The organism is Lysinibacillus agricola (genome assembly GCF_016638705.1).
GTDB lineage: Bacteria > Bacillota > Bacilli > Bacillales_A > Planococcaceae > Lysinibacillus > Lysinibacillus agricola.
Genome location: NZ_CP067341.1, coordinates 2,942,204 through 2,965,004 on the forward strand (window position 1 = coordinate 2,942,204; position 22,801 = coordinate 2,965,004).

The 22,801-nt window shown below is 35.9% G+C and carries 34 protein-coding genes; all 34 read right to left on the reverse strand.

Translation table 11 applies throughout. The annotated features are described in order from the left end of the window. Window positions 1-9 precede the first annotated feature (9 nt). Window positions 10-972 (reverse strand): structural protein, encoded by a 963-nt coding sequence (locus tag FJQ98_RS14150; protein ID WP_053592517.1) that lies wholly within the window; start codon window positions 970-972, stop codon window positions 10-12. Then, the gene (locus tag FJQ98_RS14155) at window positions 969-2,465 is read right to left on the reverse strand and encodes a phage portal protein (RefSeq protein WP_082339565.1); all 1,497 of its coding nucleotides are present in this window, start codon (window positions 2,463-2,465) and stop codon (window positions 969-971) included. The genes FJQ98_RS14150 and FJQ98_RS14155 overlap by 4 nt, the downstream gene beginning before the upstream one ends. Further along, window positions 2,458-3,885: an AAA family ATPase gene (locus tag FJQ98_RS14160; RefSeq protein WP_053592518.1), complete on the reverse strand. Its 1,428-nt coding sequence runs from the start codon at window positions 3,883-3,885 to the stop codon at window positions 2,458-2,460. Before FJQ98_RS14160 ends, FJQ98_RS14155 begins: the two co-directional genes overlap by 8 nt. After that, complete coding sequence (terS, locus tag FJQ98_RS14165) at window positions 3,878-4,768, reverse strand: phage terminase small subunit (protein ID WP_053592519.1); 891 nt, start codon at window positions 4,766-4,768, stop codon at window positions 3,878-3,880. Before terS ends, FJQ98_RS14160 begins: the two co-directional genes overlap by 8 nt. A gap of 43 nt (window positions 4,769-4,811) precedes the next feature. Then, window positions 4,812-5,051, reverse strand: a complete 240-nt coding sequence (locus FJQ98_RS14170; RefSeq protein WP_053592595.1) for a hypothetical protein — start codon at window positions 5,049-5,051, stop codon at window positions 4,812-4,814. Window positions 5,052-5,183: 132 nt separating this feature from the next. Beyond that, the gene (locus tag FJQ98_RS14175) at window positions 5,184-6,209 is read right to left on the reverse strand and encodes a DNA cytosine methyltransferase (RefSeq protein WP_053592520.1); all 1,026 of its coding nucleotides are present in this window, start codon (window positions 6,207-6,209) and stop codon (window positions 5,184-5,186) included. Next, complete coding sequence (locus tag FJQ98_RS14180) at window positions 6,206-6,736, reverse strand: ParB N-terminal domain-containing protein (protein ID WP_053592521.1); 531 nt, start codon at window positions 6,734-6,736, stop codon at window positions 6,206-6,208. The genes FJQ98_RS14175 and FJQ98_RS14180 overlap by 4 nt, the downstream gene beginning before the upstream one ends. 29 nt (window positions 6,737-6,765) lie before the next feature. Continuing rightward, a complete protein-coding gene (locus tag FJQ98_RS14185) occupies window positions 6,766-7,089 on the reverse strand; it encodes a hypothetical protein (protein ID WP_053592522.1) in 324 nt (107 codons plus the stop codon). A gap of 66 nt (window positions 7,090-7,155) precedes the next feature. Continuing rightward, entirely contained in the window at window positions 7,156-7,386 is a 231-nt protein-coding gene (locus FJQ98_RS14190; RefSeq protein WP_053592523.1) for a hypothetical protein, read from the reverse strand. 35 nt (window positions 7,387-7,421) lie between these two features. Next, window positions 7,422-8,192 carry an RES family NAD+ phosphorylase gene (locus tag FJQ98_RS14195; protein WP_053592524.1) on the reverse strand — a complete coding sequence of 257 codons (771 nt, stop codon included), beginning with the start codon at window positions 8,190-8,192 and terminating at the stop codon, window positions 7,422-7,424. A gap of 385 nt (window positions 8,193-8,577) precedes the next feature. Further along, window positions 8,578-8,844, reverse strand: a complete 267-nt coding sequence (locus tag FJQ98_RS14200; RefSeq protein WP_053592525.1) for a hypothetical protein — start codon at window positions 8,842-8,844, stop codon at window positions 8,578-8,580. Between the two features lie 115 nt (window positions 8,845-8,959). Continuing rightward, window positions 8,960-9,172: a hypothetical protein gene (locus FJQ98_RS14205; RefSeq protein ID WP_053592526.1), complete on the reverse strand. Its 213-nt coding sequence runs from the start codon at window positions 9,170-9,172 to the stop codon at window positions 8,960-8,962. Between the two features lie 108 nt (window positions 9,173-9,280). Further along, the gene (locus FJQ98_RS14210; protein WP_053592527.1) at window positions 9,281-9,868 is read right to left on the reverse strand and encodes a hypothetical protein; all 588 of its coding nucleotides are present in this window, start codon (window positions 9,866-9,868) and stop codon (window positions 9,281-9,283) included. A gap of 735 nt (window positions 9,869-10,603) precedes the next feature. Then, window positions 10,604-11,683: a DNA-processing protein DprA gene (locus FJQ98_RS14215; RefSeq protein WP_053592528.1), complete on the reverse strand. Its 1,080-nt coding sequence runs from the start codon at window positions 11,681-11,683 to the stop codon at window positions 10,604-10,606. A 15-nt stretch (window positions 11,684-11,698) separates the two neighbouring features. Continuing rightward, window positions 11,699-12,916, reverse strand: coding sequence for a ComF family protein (locus FJQ98_RS14220; protein ID WP_053592529.1), 1,218 nt, complete (start codon window positions 12,914-12,916; stop codon window positions 11,699-11,701). A gap of 26 nt (window positions 12,917-12,942) precedes the next feature. After that, window positions 12,943-13,437: an HAD family hydrolase gene (locus FJQ98_RS14225; protein WP_053592530.1), complete on the reverse strand. Its 495-nt coding sequence runs from the start codon at window positions 13,435-13,437 to the stop codon at window positions 12,943-12,945. A 184-nt stretch (window positions 13,438-13,621) separates the two neighbouring features. Beyond that, window positions 13,622-14,074 (reverse strand): LuxR C-terminal-related transcriptional regulator, encoded by a 453-nt coding sequence (locus FJQ98_RS14230; RefSeq protein WP_053592531.1) that lies wholly within the window; start codon window positions 14,072-14,074, stop codon window positions 13,622-13,624. A 459-nt stretch (window positions 14,075-14,533) separates the two neighbouring features. After that, window positions 14,534-15,271 carry a hypothetical protein gene (locus FJQ98_RS14235; RefSeq protein ID WP_053592532.1) on the reverse strand — a complete coding sequence of 246 codons (738 nt, stop codon included), beginning with the start codon at window positions 15,269-15,271 and terminating at the stop codon, window positions 14,534-14,536. Window positions 15,272-15,582: 311 nt separating this feature from the next. After that, window positions 15,583-15,930 carry a hypothetical protein gene (locus FJQ98_RS14245; RefSeq protein WP_053592534.1) on the reverse strand — a complete coding sequence of 116 codons (348 nt, stop codon included), beginning with the start codon at window positions 15,928-15,930 and terminating at the stop codon, window positions 15,583-15,585. 33 nt (window positions 15,931-15,963) lie between these two features. After that, window positions 15,964-16,161, reverse strand: coding sequence for a DUF6011 domain-containing protein (locus tag FJQ98_RS27580; RefSeq protein ID WP_053592535.1), 198 nt, complete (start codon window positions 16,159-16,161; stop codon window positions 15,964-15,966). After that, window positions 16,158-16,577, reverse strand: coding sequence for a hypothetical protein (locus FJQ98_RS14250; protein ID WP_053592536.1), 420 nt, complete (start codon window positions 16,575-16,577; stop codon window positions 16,158-16,160). The genes FJQ98_RS27580 and FJQ98_RS14250 overlap by 4 nt, the downstream gene beginning before the upstream one ends. Before the next feature lie 18 nt (window positions 16,578-16,595). Beyond that, window positions 16,596-17,216 (reverse strand): single-stranded DNA-binding protein, encoded by a 621-nt coding sequence (gene ssb, locus FJQ98_RS14255; RefSeq protein ID WP_053592537.1) that lies wholly within the window; start codon window positions 17,214-17,216, stop codon window positions 16,596-16,598. After that, window positions 17,213-17,479, reverse strand: a complete 267-nt coding sequence (locus tag FJQ98_RS14260; protein ID WP_143114537.1) for a hypothetical protein — start codon at window positions 17,477-17,479, stop codon at window positions 17,213-17,215. The genes ssb and FJQ98_RS14260 overlap by 4 nt, the downstream gene beginning before the upstream one ends. 5 nt (window positions 17,480-17,484) lie before the next feature. Next, window positions 17,485-17,670: a DUF6877 family protein gene (locus tag FJQ98_RS27585; protein ID WP_053592539.1), complete on the reverse strand. Its 186-nt coding sequence runs from the start codon at window positions 17,668-17,670 to the stop codon at window positions 17,485-17,487. After that, entirely contained in the window at window positions 17,660-17,974 is a 315-nt protein-coding gene (locus FJQ98_RS14265; RefSeq protein ID WP_053592540.1) for a hypothetical protein, read from the reverse strand. The genes FJQ98_RS27585 and FJQ98_RS14265 overlap by 11 nt, the downstream gene beginning before the upstream one ends. An 88-nt stretch (window positions 17,975-18,062) precedes the next feature. Beyond that, window positions 18,063-18,260 (reverse strand): hypothetical protein, encoded by a 198-nt coding sequence (locus tag FJQ98_RS14270; RefSeq protein WP_053592541.1) that lies wholly within the window; start codon window positions 18,258-18,260, stop codon window positions 18,063-18,065. Between the two features lie 104 nt (window positions 18,261-18,364). Beyond that, window positions 18,365-19,330 (reverse strand): DnaD domain-containing protein, encoded by a 966-nt coding sequence (locus FJQ98_RS14275; protein ID WP_053592542.1) that lies wholly within the window; start codon window positions 19,328-19,330, stop codon window positions 18,365-18,367. A gap of 184 nt (window positions 19,331-19,514) precedes the next feature. Beyond that, window positions 19,515-20,213 (reverse strand): ERF family protein, encoded by a 699-nt coding sequence (locus tag FJQ98_RS14280; protein ID WP_053592543.1) that lies wholly within the window; start codon window positions 20,211-20,213, stop codon window positions 19,515-19,517. Window positions 20,214-20,515: 302 nt separating this feature from the next. Next, window positions 20,516-20,689: a hypothetical protein gene (locus FJQ98_RS14285; protein WP_158002944.1), complete on the reverse strand. Its 174-nt coding sequence runs from the start codon at window positions 20,687-20,689 to the stop codon at window positions 20,516-20,518. 80 nt (window positions 20,690-20,769) lie between these two features. Further along, window positions 20,770-20,904 carry a hypothetical protein gene (locus FJQ98_RS27210; RefSeq protein WP_277815913.1) on the reverse strand — a complete coding sequence of 45 codons (135 nt, stop codon included), beginning with the start codon at window positions 20,902-20,904 and terminating at the stop codon, window positions 20,770-20,772. A gap of 66 nt (window positions 20,905-20,970) precedes the next feature. After that, window positions 20,971-21,180: a hypothetical protein gene (locus FJQ98_RS14290; protein ID WP_143114539.1), complete on the reverse strand. Its 210-nt coding sequence runs from the start codon at window positions 21,178-21,180 to the stop codon at window positions 20,971-20,973. Further along, window positions 21,177-21,464: a helix-turn-helix domain-containing protein gene (locus FJQ98_RS14295; protein WP_053592545.1), complete on the reverse strand. Its 288-nt coding sequence runs from the start codon at window positions 21,462-21,464 to the stop codon at window positions 21,177-21,179. Before FJQ98_RS14295 ends, FJQ98_RS14290 begins: the two co-directional genes overlap by 4 nt. A 238-nt stretch (window positions 21,465-21,702) precedes the next feature. Further along, the gene (locus FJQ98_RS14300) at window positions 21,703-22,005 is read right to left on the reverse strand and encodes a hypothetical protein (protein WP_053592546.1); all 303 of its coding nucleotides are present in this window, start codon (window positions 22,003-22,005) and stop codon (window positions 21,703-21,705) included. Next, a complete protein-coding gene (locus FJQ98_RS14305; protein WP_053592547.1) occupies window positions 22,002-22,745 on the reverse strand; it encodes a Rha family transcriptional regulator in 744 nt (247 codons plus the stop codon). The genes FJQ98_RS14300 and FJQ98_RS14305 overlap by 4 nt, the downstream gene beginning before the upstream one ends. Window positions 22,746-22,801: the final 56 nt, after the last annotated feature.

Genomic DNA, 22,801 nt, shown 5'->3' on the forward strand with positions numbered 1-22,801 from the left:
CTTCTGTCACTATAACGCCCCCATTTTATAATGTTCTTGGTACCATTGTTCAATATCAGGTTGTGACATCGGATTATTGGTCCATTCAATCAGTCGGTCCACAAACGAGTCTGTATCCTCCAATTCCGGTGTAAGTTGACACATACAATTTGGATGTGCAGGATAGTCGGGCAATTCATCGAATCTATAAATACCAGCTCCCATACCATTGTCATTTGATGCATTTTCTTGACACTTTTTGCAGGCAGTATTTGAGTTTGATGTAGACCATTTCATACCTTTAGCTGATGGTAAGTTCTCAGCTGACATTTTGGAACTTATACCATAAGCACCCATTATTTCAGTCCTTGCAAGACGTAACGCTTCATATGACAGGTCATCAGGTACCATGTGCCCGATCCGTTCCATCATGTTAGGATACTCACTTACCAAAGTGCTTGCACCTTTATTAACATATTGTTGCATACGTTTAGCAATCTCAATAGGGTGCTCACCGATTTGTATTCCATCCTTAGCTAGTGTCCCTAAAATATTGTTTATTCGCTTACTATGACCCCATATCCGCTCCGACAATTTAAGTCCTTTAATACGTCGTCGCTCCATCTCGTCAACAGCTCGCTCACTAATACGGAAAAATGAACTAATAATTGGTTTAACATCTATATTCGCTTTGTTTAACAATCGGAATGTGATTTCTCGTGATTCGTGCATACCTGCGTTTACTCCGACAATAGCCGAAGCGGAAAGCACTGCTTTTAACTCTTTTTCAGTGATTACAGCATTTTCAACTATAATACTGTCAATTAATTCAGGTATAGCATAATAACGCCCTTCCGCTTTTAGTTGCTTAAATTTCTCAATCAATCTATCTAACGAGCGCAAAACAATAGCACGTACCTCAGCATCTTGCTTTAGCACGCGCTCTATGATTAATTTTCGCGATTCAAGTTTTAGCTTTTCGAACTCATTCATGCTGCATCGTTACCGATCTGTTTAATAATCTCCAGCAACTCTTTTTCAAGCTCAGCAGAATCAGGCATTTTAGTCTTGGCAATCAACGATTTGAGAATGCGTTCCTTTTCTCCTTCGCCTTCTTCCTCCTCATATTTGTACATTGTGTCAACAAATTTAGATAGGAAGTTAACTGCTGATTCATCAGAAATAACATTGGCTTCAAGTGCAGCTTTCAATGCATTCACAACATTAAGCAATTCTTCGCTGATTTCTTTTGATGTACGTGGATCAATATTTGTCCACTTCAATTCTGTGGCAAACGTCTCAAAAGCAATGTTTTCTGATTGTGCAGTCATTGCTAAGACTATTCGTGCAAGACGCTTCCAGCTGTCTGCAAAATGCTCACGTTTACGCTCAATGGAGCGGATAAGGATAGGCATTTGTTCTTTAACAGAAGAAAGACTAGACGGTGTATGCACACCGAACACAAACTCAGGTGTTTCGGATGTATCAACGATACAGTAGAAAAGGAATTTAAGTAGCTCTTTAGCATCACCGATTGCTGATTTAACTTCTATAAACTCAGCTTCATCATCTGGAGCCAGTAAGAGCATTTCATGTCCATCTAAATTTATAGTACCGCCATCTTTAGCAAATTTAGCTGGGTCTGTAATACCGAAGTTATTCTTTAAAAAAGTTGTAACTTCCTTAAGTTTAAGCTTCAGACGAGGTGTGCTGTGCATTTTCGAACCTTGCATAGCGTGTAACATAACATCATGATAAGCCTTTAAAAACGGTTCAATTGGTTCTATATCCGACTGGCCGAACAATCCTTCGTCTCCTTCATTTTTGAAGTGTATTATCGGAATGAAGTCCCAAGGAAGCGGGATTGTTTCAGATTTCACCCCCGGAGGATCATCTCCATCTACTTCGATAATACGTTCTCCCTTCCGGATACGTTGTGTTACAGTTCCTTTTTTCTTGTCGCCTCGTTCATCCTCCCACTCATGAGAGGAAACTAGCTTATACTCGTATATTGCACCGGTTAAAGGATGGCGTAATATATCCTTTACCTGTCCAGGAGGGATAATGTTATAAACCAGTCGAATAGGTTGTTCTGGATAAAGCGCTGTATCCTCTTCTTCTTCTCGAGTAATCCAAACGAAACAATCACCATCACGTAAAGAATCTCGTTCAGTTCGTTGTATGTTTGAAATGTTATTTTTGAAGAAAGCTTCTAATATTTCTTGAGCTTCTTTATCAACAATTTTAAATTCCGGCACACCCATAAAACTTACTGTATTGTTGATAACGGACTTAGCAAACCCTGCACCTAACTTGTAATCGTCGTGCGTGTTGTAATAAAGTTTTTTAGCCATTTCGTAATCAACTCGGCTACTGTCTAACTTATAGCCGCTTCCAACGGATCCAGAAAATATTCCGAGGCGGCCCATTATGTTATCACGTAGCTTTGACATTTCACCCACTGCCTTATTCCACCATTTAGCCATATACTCTCCCTCCTCTCAATAATGCAGCAACATCGTCGTTCAGTGGTTCTTGACCTGTCTTAGCAAATGCTAATACAAGGGCATCTGCTCGGTCAGGAGAACGTAAACCGCGCCTTTTCATTTCTTTCTTGCTTTCCAGTCGGATCTTACCTTTTGAAGTTACTTCATACTTTCTTGTAGATAACTGGCCAACTAAATCATCATCATTTGGAATTTGAATATCACCATCATGCAGTAAATCCCTAATAGTAGCCCATGCCTCTGAACCCCAATTGTCATAATGCTCCGCTTCAATTGCTCTTCCGCCGTTATGACAGTCAATGACAGTTATGTGTAAACCTTCTTCTCTCACGACTTCGCGCAAACGGTCAGTTACACCACCACCTACACCATCATCATCGACTTTGATAACACAAGAAGGTCGCCCAAATTGAAGCATTAGTTCTTTAGCAAGCTTTATAGTCTTACCAGCCGTCGGCATTGTATCCTGTTTTGAATATGTTTTAATAACAGGGACGTAGTTACCGATACGAGGCACAATAACCGTTTCATCATCCCCGAACCTTGCAACGTCTACACCTATTTCAAGTGGAACGGATTCAGGTATTACTCGGATACCATCATCATTAAAGTAGACTTCTTTAATAGTGGCCGCCTCTACTTTTTCAAGATGAATAAATGTATCTGGTTCAGATTTTGGAAACTCACCGAAGACACGAACACGAACAACATCGCTGCCCTTTCCATACTTACGAATAAGACGCTCAATGTTATCTTTACTCGCTCTGGAAGAATCATAGCTCGATACCTTATGTGTCTTGTAATCAGCCCTGTCACGATGGTGAGAATCATAAAAAACCCCACTCGTTCGAGTCGGGTTACCACACATCAATAATTTGTTTTCAGCACCTGAGAGCGTACCAAGAATAGCCTCCATGATGTTATCAGCCACTCCTGACGCTTCATCCACCACAAATAGCATGTAATCTTCGTGGAAACCTTGCATGTTTTCAGGCTTAGTAGCTGTACGAGCAGTAGCAAACCAACGTTCCTCATTACCCATCATGTAGACCTTAGTTTTGGTCCATTTAAGGAAGTTTTTAACCAGTGTACACTCAAGCCATTTTGCTATTTCAGCCCATAAGACATCGTTTAGTTGTTGCCTAGTTGGAGCGGTGCATATCACCTTTGGATTTGGGCGACAGCAAAGGTACCAAATGACCGTTACCGCTTCTAACCCTGTTTTCCCCACCCCTTGACCGGAGCGGACACTTACAAAAGGATTTTGAGCCAGATCATTTAAAACATTACGTTGCCACTCGTCAGGATAAAACTCTAATATGTCCTCTGCAAAAGCCACTGGATCATCCCAGTAAACGTCTATAAGATTAACTAGTACATTATAAGGATTGTTACTCATGGGCTTTTACCTTGCGTTTTTCAGCCACCTTGCCAAGTGCTGACACCCAATCTTCGGCACTTTGATTTTTATTGCCACCCTTGATATTTTCAATTTCAGCCTTTGTCTTTTCAACATTAAGATGCAACTGTTCAAGCTTTACTTGTTGTTCACTGTATGACTTTTCAATGTCATGCTTTTGCTTTACTGCTTGGACAAGCTGTTTCGTAATTCTGGTAAGAGCTTCTTCAATGTTCAAAATATCATCGATTGCTCTAAAATCCGTTTCCTCAACTTCAACTGTTACCAATCGCTCTTTAACAATTGGCACTGTTTTAGTTTCTCCGGTTTTCTCATCAACTGTAGAAGCGGCTTCTTTCACTTTTCTTAATTGCTGTAGTACACGCTTTTGCTTTTCTGTAAGGCCATCTTCAACATATTTAATCCGCTTCATCATCCTACGTTGCCTTATGGTCAATTCACGAATGGTTATGTCGATTTGAAATAATGGGTCCGTTTCGATAGATTCAAAAATTTCTTTTTCTTCATCGTCCAGGTAATCCCACATTATCGTTTCATATTCACCCGTTGTAACAGCGTTTTTATTCTCGTAGGGAGCGGCACCGCCTTTGTTTCCTATAGCATTGCTATTGCCATGGGGAGCGCCCCCTGCGTTGCCTATAGCGTTTTGATTGTCCTTTGGTGCGCCTACTTTGGTGTGCATACTTTTTTTACTTGGTGTGCATACTTTTTGGTTGGCATCGACATTGTTATCCATCTCTTTCCACTTGCGTTGTTGCCAACTCTTAACAGTATTGATGGACACATTGTATTTAGCAGCAATGTCCTTTTGCTTCATACCATTTTTATAATCTACATAAGCTAGTTCATAATTTTCAGCCATGCTGCATTAACACCACCTCCAACGATTGAGTTGAGTTTGTTTTTCAAATTTCATCTTTTTGCAGGTCAATATCGAGCTCGATGAGTTTCTTTAGATCATCCACTGTATTTACTTTTATGTGACCGCTTTGGAAATCCTTAATCCATTGAGCTATCCCCGCCTGTACAATCTTTCGGTACTTCTCTTTCGATTCGTTTATGTTCTCGGTAAGTTCAATTTCATGCTGCAGTAACAAAAGTGAGTTTTCCTCACACTCAAAAGGAACGTTTGTTCTTGTTTTCATTGCCTTCAACCGACCTCTCATCTATAATGAAAGTGAGATAGCAAGTTGAGAAAAAACCGTGCACGGTGTAACTCTATCTCTGCCGGTATCCGGCATTCATTTTCATGGAGGTGTTAGAGCACCTCTCTTTTTTTATTTAAACCATTGATGATATACTTGTTCAGCAATTTTTTTCATCATAATTGGCGGTACACTCATCCCACATACATATTGGGTGTCAGCACTTCCAAAATCATAGTCATAGGGGAAACTTTGAATTCGAATTATATCATTATCGCTAATAAAAAAAGGTTCATCATATCTGATGAACTGTGAATTACTGGCTAGTGTATATGGAACTTTGTTGTCTTTAACAAGTATTGTATTGAATGAACTATCTTTTCCTTCTGTTCGTTTGGTAATATCTCCAATATTGTTGTCGATTGGCCGTCTTTTTAACCAACGTTTATAAGTAACTGTTTGAGGATTTAAGGCCTTTCCTCTACCCGACCTGATTTCTTTATACAAAATGGGTTTTTCGTTGAATGAAAGGGTTAGTTTAGGGAAGTTTAATTCTTTTCTATGCGCAATAAAGAAAACTCTTTCCCTTCGTTGAGGTACACCCATAGATGCACTGTTTAACAAGAATATTTGTAGCCTATATCCAATTTCATCAAACGCATTTGCAATAAGCGTAACAAAACCTCTCGCCTGTCCAATAAGCATCCCTTTAACATTCTCAGCAATGATTACTTTGGGTTGAAGCATCTCAGCAACATCAATAAAGTCAAAAAATAAATCGTCTAACCTTTGCTTTGCTTGACCCTCTCTAAAATGGTGAGCATCCCCCCATTTTTCTTCCCTTTTACCTGCAGTAGAAAAAACACTACAAGGTGGCGAGCCATCTAAAATGTCTAGATCGAATAACTCTGTTGGAAGCTGACTATCTGGTATTTCTTTAAATTGTTGAACTCCCATTAAAAAGGGATATCTAGGATTATGATTTTTCTTATATATATGCATCATATCCGGATCAATTTCAACGTTGCCAATAACATCAAATCCAGCTAATTTATAACCCATTGTTGAGCCGCCACCGCATGAAAAACAACTAAAAACTTTAAGATTATTTTTCTCTACGTTTTGTAAATCATCTAATGACCAATTCCATTCACTCATTGATTACTCTCCTTTGGATCAAATACAAAACCACACTTAGGACATTTACACTCAAAGTTCTCCTCTGAAAATGTCTCCAAAGAAAGTTCTTGGTTGTAAAACTCAGTCATTTCATCATCTTGTTCAGTAAATTGTTTTATGAGCGAATCAATCTCTTTCTGGTCAAATCCGCTTCCAAGATTCAATTCACTTTGCTCTAGCTCCATTAAAAGATCAGCAAGCTTTTCTTCATCCCAGTTACCACTTACTTTATTTAGGGCTAGATTAGCGAATTTCTCTTTTTCCTCTGAAAAATTTACAACTGATACATATATCTCTGTATGACCTTCTGCCAGAAGAACATTGAATCTTTGATGACCACCAACAAGATTCCCAGTCTGCTCATTCCAAATAAGGGGATCAATATAGCCAAATTCTTTTATTGATTTTGCTAACTTATCATATTCTAAATCACCAGGTTTAAGTTCTTCTCTGGGGTTGTATGGTGCTGGATTTATTCTTTCTACAGGTATTTTAATTATTTTCATAGTAATCGGTCCTTTCTATAAAAATAGAACTACCACCATCTATAGTGGAAGCCCTGAAATCCTTTAATATTTGGAATATACTCTTGTCGTAAATCGTCCATAAAAATAAGGCAGCCGCTCCAATTGCGATTTGTTACGTCACATGAAGCGGTTGTCTTTTCTTCAATTCGTTTAACCCCCATAGATGATTCAATCCGTCTATTTTTCACGAAATAGACTCTATCACCGATGTTTAGGTTTTTAGGTCGTCTTGATAGTTGCCAGAACTGTTCATATCCGCCCTGGTCGAAAACAGCTGTTTCTCTATCATCATTTTCATATTCATTCTTAGGAATCGTTACTACAATATCCAATGGCCTCACCCCATTATGCTAGTTGCTAGTTAAAATAAAAAAGACGTCGAAATGACGTCAATAAAATCAATCATATAAACACTTAATTACTTCTAAAGGACTTGATTTCAATATCTTTTTAATAGTGTTATCAACTGCAATTTCAACAGATTCTCCACTTCCGATACCTATTGATTCTGGGTAACCTGAATAATTCACTTGCACACGAACTTCGTTTGACAACGGAAATTTCTCAATTTCAATATATTCGAAATCATGACCATACATTTGGATCTGTTTCTTAGTATTCTCTGCCAAATCATTCACCTCTCAATATTTTCCATTTGCGAAAATTAATCCTCATTTAAAGTTTTTTCGTCAAAGTCGTACTTAATTCCAGTGATTTTGATTTCCTTTGTAATTGATATATCAAAATTTGAAGCAGAAAAAATACATATATTTTCTCCTCCGAAATTCATAGCACTACGGTATTTTACTCCATCAAAACCTTTATTCTTTATTAACTCTGTAATATATTGTGTTGGTATATATTCCAGTTCGGTATCATCAGGTGCATAAGGAGTAGAAAATAAAAGACTTATCATTTTTCTAAAATTATTACTCTTAGAATCATCATTATCCATCCTTGTTAAATCCAGTATTTTCAAATCTTCCATAGCTTCACAAGTTGAAATAACTACATTTGCATCCAAATGTGGACGAACTTCTGATACTACTGTTGTTTCATCGTTACTAATATAAAGATACGGAATAAATTTAGGGTTCAAACGTCCAGCATTTGTAATTCCTTCAGGTGGTATATTTAAATCTTTATCTTCAAAACTTTTTCGGTTTTTTCGAATCCTAGCTCTATAATATTTTTCACCCTTACTAATTGTTAATGCTTCGTCTTTAACAATTGAGTCCATATAAATTTGAACAAACGAGTTATCATTGGGTATAAAAAATCTATTCTTTAAGAATTCCTTCTTAAACTCCTCCCATTTTTTTATTACATCATCGTCTGTTGCGATGTATAAGTCAAAATTCATTTGAGAAATACCAGATGATTTAGGTTTGTATTTCTCTGGCAAATCAATTTTTATTTCATTATTTGATGTCATTTTATCACCTCAAACCAATCATAAACCAGAAGGTGAAATATATGTAACAACTTTCTGCTCACAAAACCATCCAAACTCTGCCCTCTCATCACATAACGTTTTGGCTGTTTGATGCAGTTTTCATAGCAAAAGCCACTCATATTTGAATGGCACTCATTTGTTTTTCTCTGTGCAATTAGCGTTCTTTGTCTTTTCAATCGACTCACAAATTGCAATAACAGCGATAGCAGCCCACAATGATGAAGATGAAAATACATCACGTTCAAATCCTTGAATAACTAATTGCATTAATCAAGGTGTATAAGATTACATAAAACCATGACAATGATTTAGCCCTCAAACACCATCTCTCAAGGCATAATAAAAAGCACCTCTTATGAGATGCTTAATCGAAGTCAGGATCATACGAATCAAAAAAATCTGGGTCTTCAGTTTCAGGACCTGAAAAATGTTCATCAGCACATGTTCGACACATGTTTGCACCATCAGAAAATTTTTCTGTCTCAGTATTTACATAGTCCTGATGCGCCTCGCAATATTTGTATTTTGGGTTACAACTACAACATATACCATCCTCTTCAAATGATAGACTTTCCATTTCATCTCCAAATTTCCTCTCACTTAAACATTCTGGACATTCTAATATTTCCATAGTAATACCTCCTTTTAAAACAAATGATAGTTTAAAAGGAAACAATTGTCACATAATATAGCAAAATAAAAAAGTCACACCTAGTTCGATGCGACTTCATGCATATAATTTTTAACTAGCTTTCAGATATACGGAAGGCAATAATATTTTTGCTAACGATGTACTCTTCATCAAATGATTCACTATTCTTGGGATTTATCACTCTAATAAGTCTATTGTTAAGAATATTACTTTCAATAAAACTTTTCGGATCTGTTATATCTCTTTCGAAAACTGTTTCATGTTCACTACCGTCTATCAATTTAATAGTTGCTACTTTCTCAGTCATATATAACACCCCCATTCTACCTACATCATAGTACAAATGGAACGCATTTTCATTATTAAATTAATACTTACTTTTTTAGGACAAATTAAAAAATACCTAATAGGTACTTTAAATTTTACTAGGATTGTTATTTAATATTTCTTCTCTTAACCTTTTAAGTTCTTCTTTTAGAATAGTTATACATTTATCTGTTTTCGGTTCAAATTCCTTATATCCCTCTAAACCAGATAAAAATCCATCATCATTTACTTCATCTTGTTGGCCTGTTAAAAAATCATAATATTCAACAATACTATTATAAAAAAAATCTGTTGATAATGTTGCGCTATCTAATATTCCTTCAAATTCATTAAATTTTTCGATTAATTTTTCTAATAGTTCATTATATGATTCTTCACATTCATTATAGTTTTTGATTAACACATTAGTAGCATCTATAAACATTCTAGTAGCTTTTAAACTTGCTTGATATTGTTCAACAAAAATTTTATAACTTTCAATTTCATTCCCATTCTTTATAGTTTTACGTACCCCAAGTAAAGTAAGGAAACCACCAATTATCGCTCCTACAAAAGCTATTATCCCAGCAACTAAGGTTGTATCTATAGCACCAAACTCTATAAATACCATCCCTAATATTATCAATGATATTAATGATGTTAATGCAATAACAAACCATTCTGCAATCTCTTTCATCGCAAATCACCTCCCATTTAATCATAATCTGAGAGGTAACAAATTGGAACAATTTTCTACAATTTCGCTCTCAAAACCACACCAAACTCCGCCCTACTAATAGCTAAGTCTTGTAAATCGCATGCCATAATCTTACTGACGTCCTTTAACTAGCTTCCGATTGTTTTATGGCTGTTTGATGCAGTTTTCAAAACAAAAGAAAAAGCCTTACCGTGCTAGGTGTAAGGCTCGTCTACTGCTGTAAAATATTTAATTGTCGAGTTAGCTCACTTTCAGAATCGTGGTAGAGCTGCTCCACGTTCTATTTGTAAAGCGAATTGTATTAGTGCATTTCCATGCACTTTGTAGCTGAAGTAAATTGACCGAATTACGGGAAGTGGACAAAGTTCACATGATAGGCACTCCTTCAGTTTAAATTGCCTTTTCCCTAATCTTTTTAAAAATATTGGCCGGCCAAGTTGTCTTGCCCCGAACAATTTTATGGAGCGCAGGTCGGTCATCGGTCTGTCTGCCCTGTTTATTAATTGTTTTAATAAATACCAAGTGAGGGAACCTTTACTACGCCGTCCTACCCCAAGTTTACATCAAAAGTTTTCTATCACAAACTATCGTACATGTTTTACATTTGTTTATTTTGTTACATATGTTTCATTGGTTCCTAATATCTAAAGTAATAAGGATATGTGTTATTCATATAAACAATAAATATCAGGGCTTTAAAACAACTCTATAATTTCACTCAATTTCTTTCTTTATCTTATTAAGTGTAGTTAAAATTAATTCTTCTAATTGATATCTTTCATTAACAACTTCAAGGCCTTTTTTCAAAACATTTTTTAATTCTTTTTCATACTGCAAAATTAATGTTTCATTTTGCTGTTGCAGATATTCTTTACCTAATAAATCTAATGCTATGTTCTCTAATAACACAAATAACTTTTTATAATCCTCGGTTTCCCGAATGACCGGCACCCCATCATCAATTAACTTATAAATACCTTGTGTAGCTTCTACTTTTCTATTTTCCATCGGTAAAGGACAGAACACTATCCTTTTTTGGAGTTGAGCAAAATTAATAGTGTGGTGTGTACCACTTTCCAACGGTGCCTGAACAGGACAGACTCCTAGTGACATCCCACTTTGGATTCTATCTCTTCTTACAAAAGACCCCCTATTAGTTATTTCTCCTAAAGCAATCTCTGATATCAATAAGCCATTCTTCAAAAGAATACTCTCTGCTAATGCTTTGTTTTCTGATGGATATATTTTATCCAAACTTCCACCCATAATAGCTATAGTTTTTCCATTCTGCGCTTCTAAAGCACCAATATGTCCATAAGCATCTATACCTTTTGCTAAACCACTTACAATTGTATAGCCTTCATTTGCAAAATGCCTTGCTAACTTTTTGGCAGCCATTACTCCATACTTAGTAGGTTCTCTCGTTCCAATTACTGCTATATTTTTATATTGACTTAGAAGTTCTATATTACCTTTACAATAAATAATAGGTGGTGGATCATCAATCAATTTCAATAACTTCGGATATTCAGGAGAATGTAAAGAAAAAATTTCGATACCTTTATCTCTATGCATCTTTATAAAGTTCTCAGCCTCTAAAATTTTACTTTTTAAATATTCTTTATTTGTAACTCTCTCAATAACAGCCTTATATTTTAATGCTTTGTGTATTTCTTTATTACTTATTAAATCTTCTTCGCTTAGAAAGGGATAATTTTTTAATACCTTAAGCAAAGTTTTTTCTCCTAATTTCTCTGTAAACTTTAATGCCAAAATTAATTTTAAGTTTGTCATTTTATCATATCCTTATCAAAACAAGTTGTCTAAATTATTCTGTTCTAAATATAATCCTTTTATTACCTCATGGTCTTTATATTCCTTATCACTCGCTACCCAAAACGGATTACCATTTTTATTGTTAAACTTTAACTTATAAGCTATCCCGTTAGATTTAATCTTAGCAATCGAAAGCATGGATGGACCTGCATCTTGAGTAACACCGAAAGGTATTAAGATTACATTTTCCGCTCCTTGATCATACAAGACACTAGCGCATTCTAAAGCTGTTGAACCTGTTGTTAGTATATCATCAAATATAATTATTGTTTTATTTTGCACATCATAATTACTATTTACAACAAAAGCTCCTTTTACATTAGCCGCCTTTTCTTTTTTAGTTTTGTAATCCTTTTGTGTTGGATAATCACGAATACATTCTAACAAATCGGGTTTAATCTTGCTCGATATTAGCTGATTTTTATTTAAAAACAAATCAAGGAATCTATCTTTTTTAGACGGCTTATTTGGGATATAGGTAATGTAGTCAATATCATATCTAGTAAGATTCCTAACAATCTCTTGTACCATTGGCTCCAAAAGTTTATAAGCTCCATCTTTTTGGTCTTTAAAAGCTAAAATTAGCTTAGTTAAAATATGACAATATGAACGTAAATCCTCACTTCTAAAATAACGCCCTATCATAAACACATGTACTTTTTTTTCTGGATTATAATAATACTCTAGTACTTGCTTATAAAGAGGAGTAGAGAGATCAGTCGTTCTGTCTAAAATACCTTCAAAATATAATTTTCTTCCCCTCTTGTTTTTCAAAAACATATTTTTCAATTCAGTAATAGATACTATATGATCCGGATAATTTCTCAAATTTGGAAGTTGATATTCATTTTCATTATTAGCAATAAAAATACAAGACATCCCAAAATTTTTAGCTACCTCTATAGCCATATTATCCGAAGAAATAAATAAAGTTTGATATTGTTTATAATCACCCCTGTTAAACAACTTCACATATTCATTGATATCATAAAGGTCAAAGTCATTAATTATTGCATAATCTTCACTACTATGGTTAAAGATAAAATCTGATTGACTATCAATTAACCAAAATCCATTTCCATTATCAAGAATAGAATTTAACAAATCTGTTAACTCTAAATTAGTGCATTTTGAACGAATACTATCATAATCTATAAACATATCATAAGGATTGAAAGCTAACTCAAACATATAAATACCTTCCTCTTCTATTCTATTTAAACCAATGACAACAAATAATCTTCTAATAATTTCTTTTCGGAATACAAAGCATAATAGTCTACAGCTTTAAAATCATTTTGGTTATGCTCTCCCCAAGTCACAGCTACTGATTTCATACCCGCTTTATTTGAGGAAATAATGTCATTAACATTATCACCAATTGCTATACATTTATCTGGTACGGCATTCATTTTCTTAGCAGCTAATAGCATTGGTTCCGGATGAGGCTTATGTTTAACTGTATCCCTATATGAAATTAATACATCTACATCTAGACCATGATTCTGCAGAACCATTTCAGCATAAAACTGAGGAGAATTAGTTACTATAGCTATTGAGTATTTTGATTTTAATTTTTTTATAACTTCTAAATTGATATTTAATTTTGTCTCAGTAGGTATTAATTCACAACATTTTTTCCAATTTACTCTTCTAAATTGCTTAATTTTCGAAGTATCTACTAATGTATCATCCAAATCAAATATTATCACTTTCATCCCTCTTTTTTTCCTTTATATTCTAAACATTAATACTTAATGGTTAAATTTTCAACTTTTCACATCCACTAATTAGATAATTTTTATTATATTTGTATCACAAGAAGTATTAGAATATATGAAAAGCTTGGAAAAAACCTATTATTTTAGGCCTCCAAGCTTTTTTTCTGAATGCTATTTAATTATTCCCATTCGATTTCACTATCATCTGAATCAAAATGTTATTTCTAACCCTAAATATCGTCGTACTAGATAGTTTCATATGCTTACCAATTGCTCTCATGCTATTCCCATTAAGAAGCCTATGAAGCACCTCAATCTCCCTGTCTCCTTGTACTAATGGAATACGCTTTTGCACCTCAACAACCTTATACTCATATTCGCGAATGAGTTTGTGATTTGAAAATACTCTTCGTTGTACCTCAATAAATACTGGATCATTTGTCCCACCATTGGCCTTTGGTAGTGCTGCCTCAATTCCATACGTAGCCGTTTTAGCCCCAATATAACTGTTGTTATCAACTTTGGCCATTGGCTGTCTTGCTTCTTCGATTGACTCAATCATCCAGCTATAGTCTTCAATCCATTGTAGTAAATTTTCTTTCGTTACCTTGTGTTGCCCTTGTTTCATAGTTTGCCCTCCGATGGTGTGATATAATACTTTTGAAAAACTTAAAGAGCATAACCAATTCTTAGCTGTAGCGTGTGTCGACGCTGCGGCTTTTTCTTTTCCAAACATACAAATATGTTATAAAATGGTTAGTATGAAAGAAGGTGATTTATGTGGCTTTTCTAGTGCTACTAGCAATAGCTTTAGGATTCGGCCTACGTATTTTGGGACGTATGGTTAAATACAACTAGAATAATGGCCTGGTAGTTTGCGATATCAGGCTATTTTCATATACTCATATCGTGCAGTAATAATGACTTTTCAGTGAGTCAATAATTCACAGTGCCAACCGCACTTACAAAGGTAATTCCAACAAGTAACTTCTTAATGTTTTTCCTTTTCTAAAACGTTTCCTGTACGTGCCTAAACAACTCTACCAATGGTAACTGTTGATATATTTTTAATTTTTCATTACTACTTTTAGGGCATTTTTCGTACTTCACGATTCTTCACCCGTATCTCTGCGCGGCGCTCTTTTTGCTTTTTCCAATATGATTCACGATAAGATTCTTTCATACGATACAATCGCTTATCTTCCTCTGTTACAATTTCTACCCATTCTTCATTCCATTTTCCCCTTAATGTAGCCATTGTAGATGGTTTGGGGCTGGCGTAATGAGTTTGTACTTTATCAAGAAGCTCATCAATCGTTAGACCAGCACGATGGGAGTACAAACACTCTTTTATTTTCTCTATTGTGAGCTTATATTCTGTTAGTGTTTTCCCACCTTTAGATCCGCCGACATTCACCAAATGAATTTCATCATTGATACAATCCGCAATATGATAATATTTGGAAACTCGCTGTCGTTTTCCCCAATAAACTATGTTTACACCTCTAGTTTCTGTGATGGTACTTGGATTTGCATTATAATACATTAATCCGATGCCTAATCCCTTTATCCAATCCAATACGAATTGGCGATGCAGGCTTTTTGGCTTCGGTACAAGAATAAATACATAATCAACTAGATTTTTGCGACTTATTGCCTGTTCAATCACTTTAAAATTCAACGATGTTTTCATTTCTACACCAATATAAACATCACCATGTTTGCCTACGACATCTATATCATTGACCTCCGCATACACTTGCTGGCAACCCATTTTTTGAAGTAAGAACTTCTTTAATGGTTTGAATAAATCAGATTCTTTCACAGTATCACCTTCCTGAATATTTTCCTTCTAATGCACTGCGTTATTAACCTTCTTGCACTATAGCCATTACTTTTTTTGCTCCAACCTTGTTTAAGTTGAAATAAACAGCATTACCCTTTTTGTTGTCACAATGATTTGAAAGAAACTCAATTAAAGCTTGATCAAATCTCTTATCGTCTGTTCTAATAACAAAAGTGGTGTTTTCTAAATTAACTCGCCTCTCATTCACTCTCCTGAAAGACTAAATAAATCCATCTGTTGCCACTGATCCCTAGGTAATTCTTCTATTACAGGTTCTACTTCAATTTTCCCTACTGGAATCTCGCCGTTTCAAAAGGTGCAATAATATCGAAATATTTCGTTTTATATGAACCCACTGGCGCTTTATCTGGACGACATTTTAAAAATACGCTGTAATAGCCATTGTCGCTTGGTTCAATGATAATGTATTCCTCTCCAACAAGGTAAAAGCGTGATGGTGGTTTAACAATACGAGCTAAGTATTTTTTAGGGTTTTCGTTCGCGTCAACTACAAGCGGCGACACTTCCGTAGCATCCTCTGCAATGATTTCAAAGCGGCTTTTCTGATACGTACCAAAATGAGAACCTGGGCGTGAAAATCTGCTAATGTTATATGCTAATCCTCCATGGGGAAACAAATAATATATTCACCTTCTACAAGGTTGGATTTTTCAGGAGCTTGTGTGCAACGTCCTTGCATCGATTACACCTCCACATGTAAACTCAGGATCGAATATTGTCATTTGAATCTTTATAAATTCTTCATCTTCCGCTTCTTGCGTGGCCTTCTTCTTACATCGCCGCCCCATACCATCATCAATTGATTTCTGTGACTTTAATTTACGGCCACATCTTTTACAACTGCTCATTCAGCCCGCACCTTTGCCTCCTCTTTTTTCGCTATTTCTTCGATAATTTCCACATCATTAACACTAAATGTTGGCGTCGGACCAAATTCATACTCTTCTGCTTCCCAATCCTTTATAAATTCATCACGCTCATTAACATAAGAACCAAAGTAAGGGTCTTGTTCAGCTTGGTAAAATAATTCTCTAATACGTTCATCATACTTTTCTTCCCATACATATAAACCAAAATCATCAACCCCAAAATGACTTCTTGTATATACAACAACTTCTATTCCGTCAATTATGTTGTATACTTTGATGTAACCCTCAATTTCTTCCTCACTAGGTTCTGGACCAATGGAGCCATCATACATTTTTTTAATATCCTCTGCCGTTTTGCCTGCTGTGCTCAAAGTAGCTTTAAACAATTTAAACACGAAAAATACCTCCTATTTTTAAAATGGCAAATCATCCTCTGATACTTCAATTGGACCTCTGCTGTTTGCAAATGGATCTTCATCCACTCGTGTATAGTTCGGTTGAATTATTAGTGGTTGGTTTTGCTGATAAGTATTGTTTCCAAATGCATTTTGTCCAGGCATAGTCCCACCAAAGTGTTGTTGTGATTGACCACCAACATATGCTGGTTGGTTGTTTCCGAAAGCTTGTCCTCCATATTGTTGTGGTGGCTGCTGTTGCTGATATGGATTTGGTTGGCCCTGGTATTGAGGAGCATTCGGTTGACCTCCTGTGTTGGTCCGTGGTTCTAAAAACTGAATGCTATCCGCTACCACATCGGTAGTGTAAACACGCTTACCATCTTGTCCCTCATAGCTTCCAGTTTGAATCCGACCTTCAATCCCTAGCAAGTTACCTTTCCTTTGATAGTTTGCTAGATTTTCAGCTTGCTTACGCCAAGCGACACAAGAGATGAAATCAGCGTCACGTTCTCCTTGTTCGTTAGTAAAGGTACGATTGACTGCCAATGTGAAGCGGCATGATGCAATACCATTTGGTGTGTACCTTAGTTCCGGATCTTTTGTTAAACGTCCGACCAAAACAACGCGATTTATCATGCTGCATCCTCCTTGAAATAAGCTTTGTTGAATGTTGTATCAAAAGCTTTGAGGCTGTAGTTTAATTCCTCGATTAGACTCGAAAAAACAAAAGTACTCATGCCTTTTAAATTCGTTATAGATACACCGTAATCAACTGTGTTCAAAGTTCTAAACAATGTTACGGTATATCCATTCTCTTTATCGAATCCTTTATTAATCAAAATTTGTTTGTACTGTTGTGCTCTATTTAAATTGTTCTTTTTATACTGTCTTCGTTTCATCACATTCACCCTTTCCTTTTTCTAGCTAGTCCTGCATGAATATTATTTTCAAGGTACCTAAGCTGTTGCATGGCATAGTGAGGGCATTTGCTATCGCTTAACCGCTTCTCTACGTCTTGTAGGACCCGAAGCGGGAACTGATACTCACTTATGAGTTGGTTTATACAGTCCGCTACTTCCTCATTTGTCATGGTTTTCACCACCGAGTGCTTGTCGTGCAATTTGACCAAGGTCTTTATCAATTGGTACCATCGGCGGAAACCATTCAGCTTGCTTGTACTCAGTTGTTTTATAATTTTGTGGAGTTGCATAAAGTTCAAATACTTTCTGAAAACTGACAATTTTATCAGATGCTTTAAACAATGCTTTTTCAACAATTTCATAGTATTCCTTTAATCTTTGAATCTCTTCACTCAATTTTTTATTTTTACGTTGTTCTTGCAGTAAATCCCGGTGAAGGTCCACAAATTGATTACGTATTTCATTAACGCTCATGCCATTATTGCCTTTAAGCTATTTTTGCAACTTAGCCATTTCTAATTGTTGTTTATCTGTATCAGCAGCAGTTTTAGTTAAATCCACATCACCCATTGATTTCACTCTCCTTTACCTTTGTCACACGCTTAGGCATTCCATATCTTTTTCTTACCGCCTCACGTGTCATATTGTGCACTAATTTACAGTGTGTTTTAGTGATGATGGTACCAATATGACCACAATTATCGACCGGACATTTCACAAATTCATTACTTAGTGCATTCCATGATTTATTTACAGACAATTTGTCATGTTACCTCCTAATGCTTTGTAATGGCTTTAATCAAAGCTCTATCAGTTAGTTTGCTCACCGGTTGACCTTTTGCTTGTAGGGCCTTAATCAGGTAGTTACGAATTTTTTTGTGTTTGTTCATACTGCTTATGCCCCCTATCTAGCATGGCTAATATTTTTTGTCGCTCTGCTTCGAAGTCCACTGGTTCTGTAGGCTCCGGTGGTTCAATAGGCTTTTGAGCAGATTCATTATTTCTGTTTTTAAACCATTCAGGTACTACCTCTTCGCGTCTAGGTTTCTGATAAGTCCTTTGAGGTCTATTTTGTTGTTGAGCTGCTTTTATACGTTGATCTTTCCAACGCAAGTCCTCCGCTTCGATAGCCTCAAGTGTAAACAGTTTCTTATTCCACCAGTCTTTTAATATCGTTTCAACGTAACCCCAATTGTTTCTACTGTTCATAGCAGCTTTCTCCATGGCATGTATAACTATTGGTTCTGACATGTCATTAATCCAAGTGTCAATTTTGTACGCGATTAGAGAACCTAAAGCTCCAAAATGATTTTGCTCGTAAAATGCAAATGCATTTTGTGTTGGTGGAATTGGAGGTTTTGATGCTACGTAAGCAGGTCCCTTATCATCATCATTATTATTATTTAATGTATTAGTACTTAGTGAATCAGTACTTGGTGTATTAGTACTTAGTAGTTGCGGGTTTTCCGTTAACGGTTTATCCGTCGACGGTTCTTCCGGTGACGGGTTTTCCGTATACGGTAAATCCATATACGGTACTTCGTAAACAATTGTTAAGTAATCAAATTTCCCACCATCAACACGACGGCGTTCTTTTTTGACATATCCATATTTCTGCAACTCTCTTAATCCAGCTGTAAACGAGTCCTTGCCATCTTTTGCCCATTGCTGTATTTCCTCGTTATAAAAAGTCCAATTATCAGGCTTGGAAAGCATAAATACATGTATTGCTTTAGCTTTCCAACTAAGTCTTGTATCTTGGATGGATGTGTTGTTTATAACTGTATAATCTTTATTTTTTTCCACTCTTACGATGCTCCTACTCTCCATCGTAGCCCCTCCTATAAAATGTCGTCCTTGCGTTCACATATTGCGAAACCACCACGTATTTCAGTAGTTCTATAATTTTGATAACGTCGCATATATTCACACACTAAACGTCTTATTTCGTATTCATCACCTTGAGCCTGGTCAAATATCCATTGTGGTAAAAGGACCCTATGAGGCACATATCTCATTGCACTTGTGACGGTCCCTTAATAGATAGCAAGTAATTTATTAACTTACTAGCTTCTTTTTCAGTTAATAAATCCGAGTTTTTATCAGGAATCTTACACGCCTGCATTGCGCCGTTATAAACTGCGTTAGGGTCCGAATCATACATGTTTGCAACCTTACTCAATGCTTTTGCTAATTGATTAAACTGTTCTTGAGATCGTAGGCCTGTATGTGTTGGTTGTTGATGCTGAGTATGCACTGGTGGTTGTTTTTGCTCATGAGAATAATTATTTCCAGTCATACCATTTGCATCATCGTCCTTTTCTGTAGAAATCCCTAGCATGGCTGCTAAACTATATCGCTTCATGTAAGTAATTTGCCCACCAAAATCCTGAATACTTTGTGCAGCCGGAAATTTAAGCGGATAAGATTTTACATACTCACCTGACCCATGAAGGAAAATTGTTTCAACACAAACCATTGTTGTGTTCCCTTCAACTGTTGAATAACTGTTCTGTATGATAGATAAGTTATTTTGAACAAATATTGGCTTAACAGCATCCAAAATCCCGTTTAGGTCAGTGTATTCAAAAGTGTATGAACCACCGTTTTTTGTACGAACTTTCACTTTTGAATTGTGTTTTGGAGTTTGAATAGCTGACCAAGCTTTAGCAAGCGCTGCTGAAATATTAGAATTACTCTCGGAAAAAATCATATCTTCCCTCCTAGTTGATTTTTTGAGCACAGTGACGTAAAATACAAAGTAACTAATTTTGTAAATTTCTTTTTTAAGGACTGCTGCTGGAACAGGAGTCCTTTTTAATTTCACCGTCTTTATTTGATGGTTGTCCCATCAAGCAGCCTGCAAATACGGCTAACCAACCATTTGCAAACTGCTTGACGAGAGCGAGTTACGACTCGCAAACGTCATATAAATTTGTTGACTTTTCCCTATTTTTTGTTTTATATTTACAATATCCATGTGCTGTTTAACAGGAAACTGTTAAGCAGCTTTCTTTATTTAAGGTCATATACCGTTGTCATGGCTTGACCGTATGTTTTTCTTTCTAAAACATTCACCGCATCGATGATGTTGTGTATTGCTTGTGCTATATCAATTTCTTTATCAACTGCATATATTTTATATAAAGCGCGTGCTTCGTTTTTGAGATTGTTTATGATTTCATCCACTGTTATGACCTCCACGTGTTATAATAGATTTGTATAAGTTATCAGGCTGTTTAATCGTTGCATCCGATTAAGCAGCTTTTTTATTGCCAGCATGAAATAATCACTGGTACTCCAATGGCTAAAATGATTAACCCACATATCACACAAAACTCCTTATGTTTTTGATCTCGGCCATCATCCGACATATAAAGATAATTCACTATCCACTTCAACATCTAAACCACCACTTACCTACTAAAGCCAAGCGTTCTTGTAACGATAACTTTTCCCACTTTTTAAACCTAAACATTTGGCACCTCCAACTGTTGCAGACTATTAATGATCTTATCCACTTTCACGTAATCAATTTTCTGACTAGATTGAAGTGCTTCTAAACTACGAATAATGTCGTAGGCTCTTTCTGTGGCTACATCGTATTCTTCCATAACCACATTTGTTTCGATTGCTCCCCAAGCTCCGTAGATCGCCTTACGATGTTTGATTATCGTCATAATATCCATCTAAATATTCCTCCTATAAACATAGGTATTAATTGAGTTGCAGTATTGAGTAAATCAATGCCGAATATTACTGATGCTAAATACACATCCGAGTTGGTAATACTAGTCCATTGCATAAAAGTCTCTATATCGATTACTTTCCGCCCAAGCTCATACTTGCTTACATGTGATTGGGATATATTTAATTCATGTGCTAGTTCTTCTTGAGTCATATTTGCATCTGTTCGAAATTTCTTTAGTAGTTTTCGATAATCCAAAGCAGTTAGTAATTTCAAACTGTCCACCTCCCCTCTTAGTCGGAAATCGACTATAGTCGAAAATGAACTACCAATTACCGATTGATGCTAATAAACTTGAATCATAAGCAATTAAAAATTTGCTTATTTTTTTAAGAGATTGTTTGCCCCAGTCTCTTAAAAAGTTAATAGATTTGTTGAGGCATGCCTTACTGCTATTAACTTTGTTGTAAAGTCTCAACCTGTTACGTACCTGTCCGGGTATGTTTTTTCAAATTTAATTGTTAAGTATTTCTTCGAGAGCTGCGGCTGTGGGTTCTGATAACCACACCCGCTTATATCTCGGGCCTATTTGTCTTTGATGAATCTTGATACGAGGATCACATACAATATACTTTTCTAAAGAAGCTTTACTGTATCTAGTTTCACGAACTAAATCGTCAATGTCCCAATACAATGTTCGTTCTCTTACGATTTCTCTAACCGTGCGATCATATCTATCTAATAAAATTTTTTTTGATAGGCCAGCTGTCTCAAGAACCCTTTGTGATAGATTATTATCTTTTTCTGAAATCATCATATGGCACCCCCTTCAACAATTTTTAACCCTTGTTGGTTGTATGCTTTAATTTCCATCCTTAAAGTTGTTGAGGGTTGCCACATTGAAATAAACTTGATACTTTCAGCAAATCGTGTTTTTGGTATTTCTCCATATCGAGGAACTTCAAAATGATTTTTAAAGTCTCTCCAGAATGCAGAAAATACTTGGCGACTAATTTTTTTGTAAGCATTAGAGTCTTTCCCACCTAAGGCAGTTACAATAACTTCTCTAGCGCGTTTATTAATTTGGGCTTCTTGATTACCGTCTATGCGCATTGTGTCAACTATTGATTGAACTGTTTGTTTAACTTCCGTAACTTCAGTTTTCAAAGACTCAACCTCTTCGGAAGTTTCAAGTGATAGTCTCATAGAAGCCTTTAATTGATCTTTTTCCGTTAAAGGTTGCGGGTTGAGTTGTTGTTCCATTTGATTGAACGCATCGATGTATTTGATTTTAAAATCAAACGCTTTTTTACCAGTAAAGCCCATAGCTAGTAAGGTGAATCCGTCTCGGTTCATGTAGTATGTTTTACGATCCCTCCCGTAAGAGTCAGGTTCATTACCTTCAAAAAACATCTGCTGAAGTTTCAGCACATCTAATTCCTCGCGGATGTTTTCAATAGATTGAAGAACATTCTTATGTTCTTTTTCAAACGTTTCGGCAACTTGTAATGAAGTTGTGACTACTTGGCAATTTTGAATAGTGACTATTTTGTTCATGCAAATACCTCCTAAGATTTTCTAATGTAAGCCATCTAGTCATATTGAAATCCCTT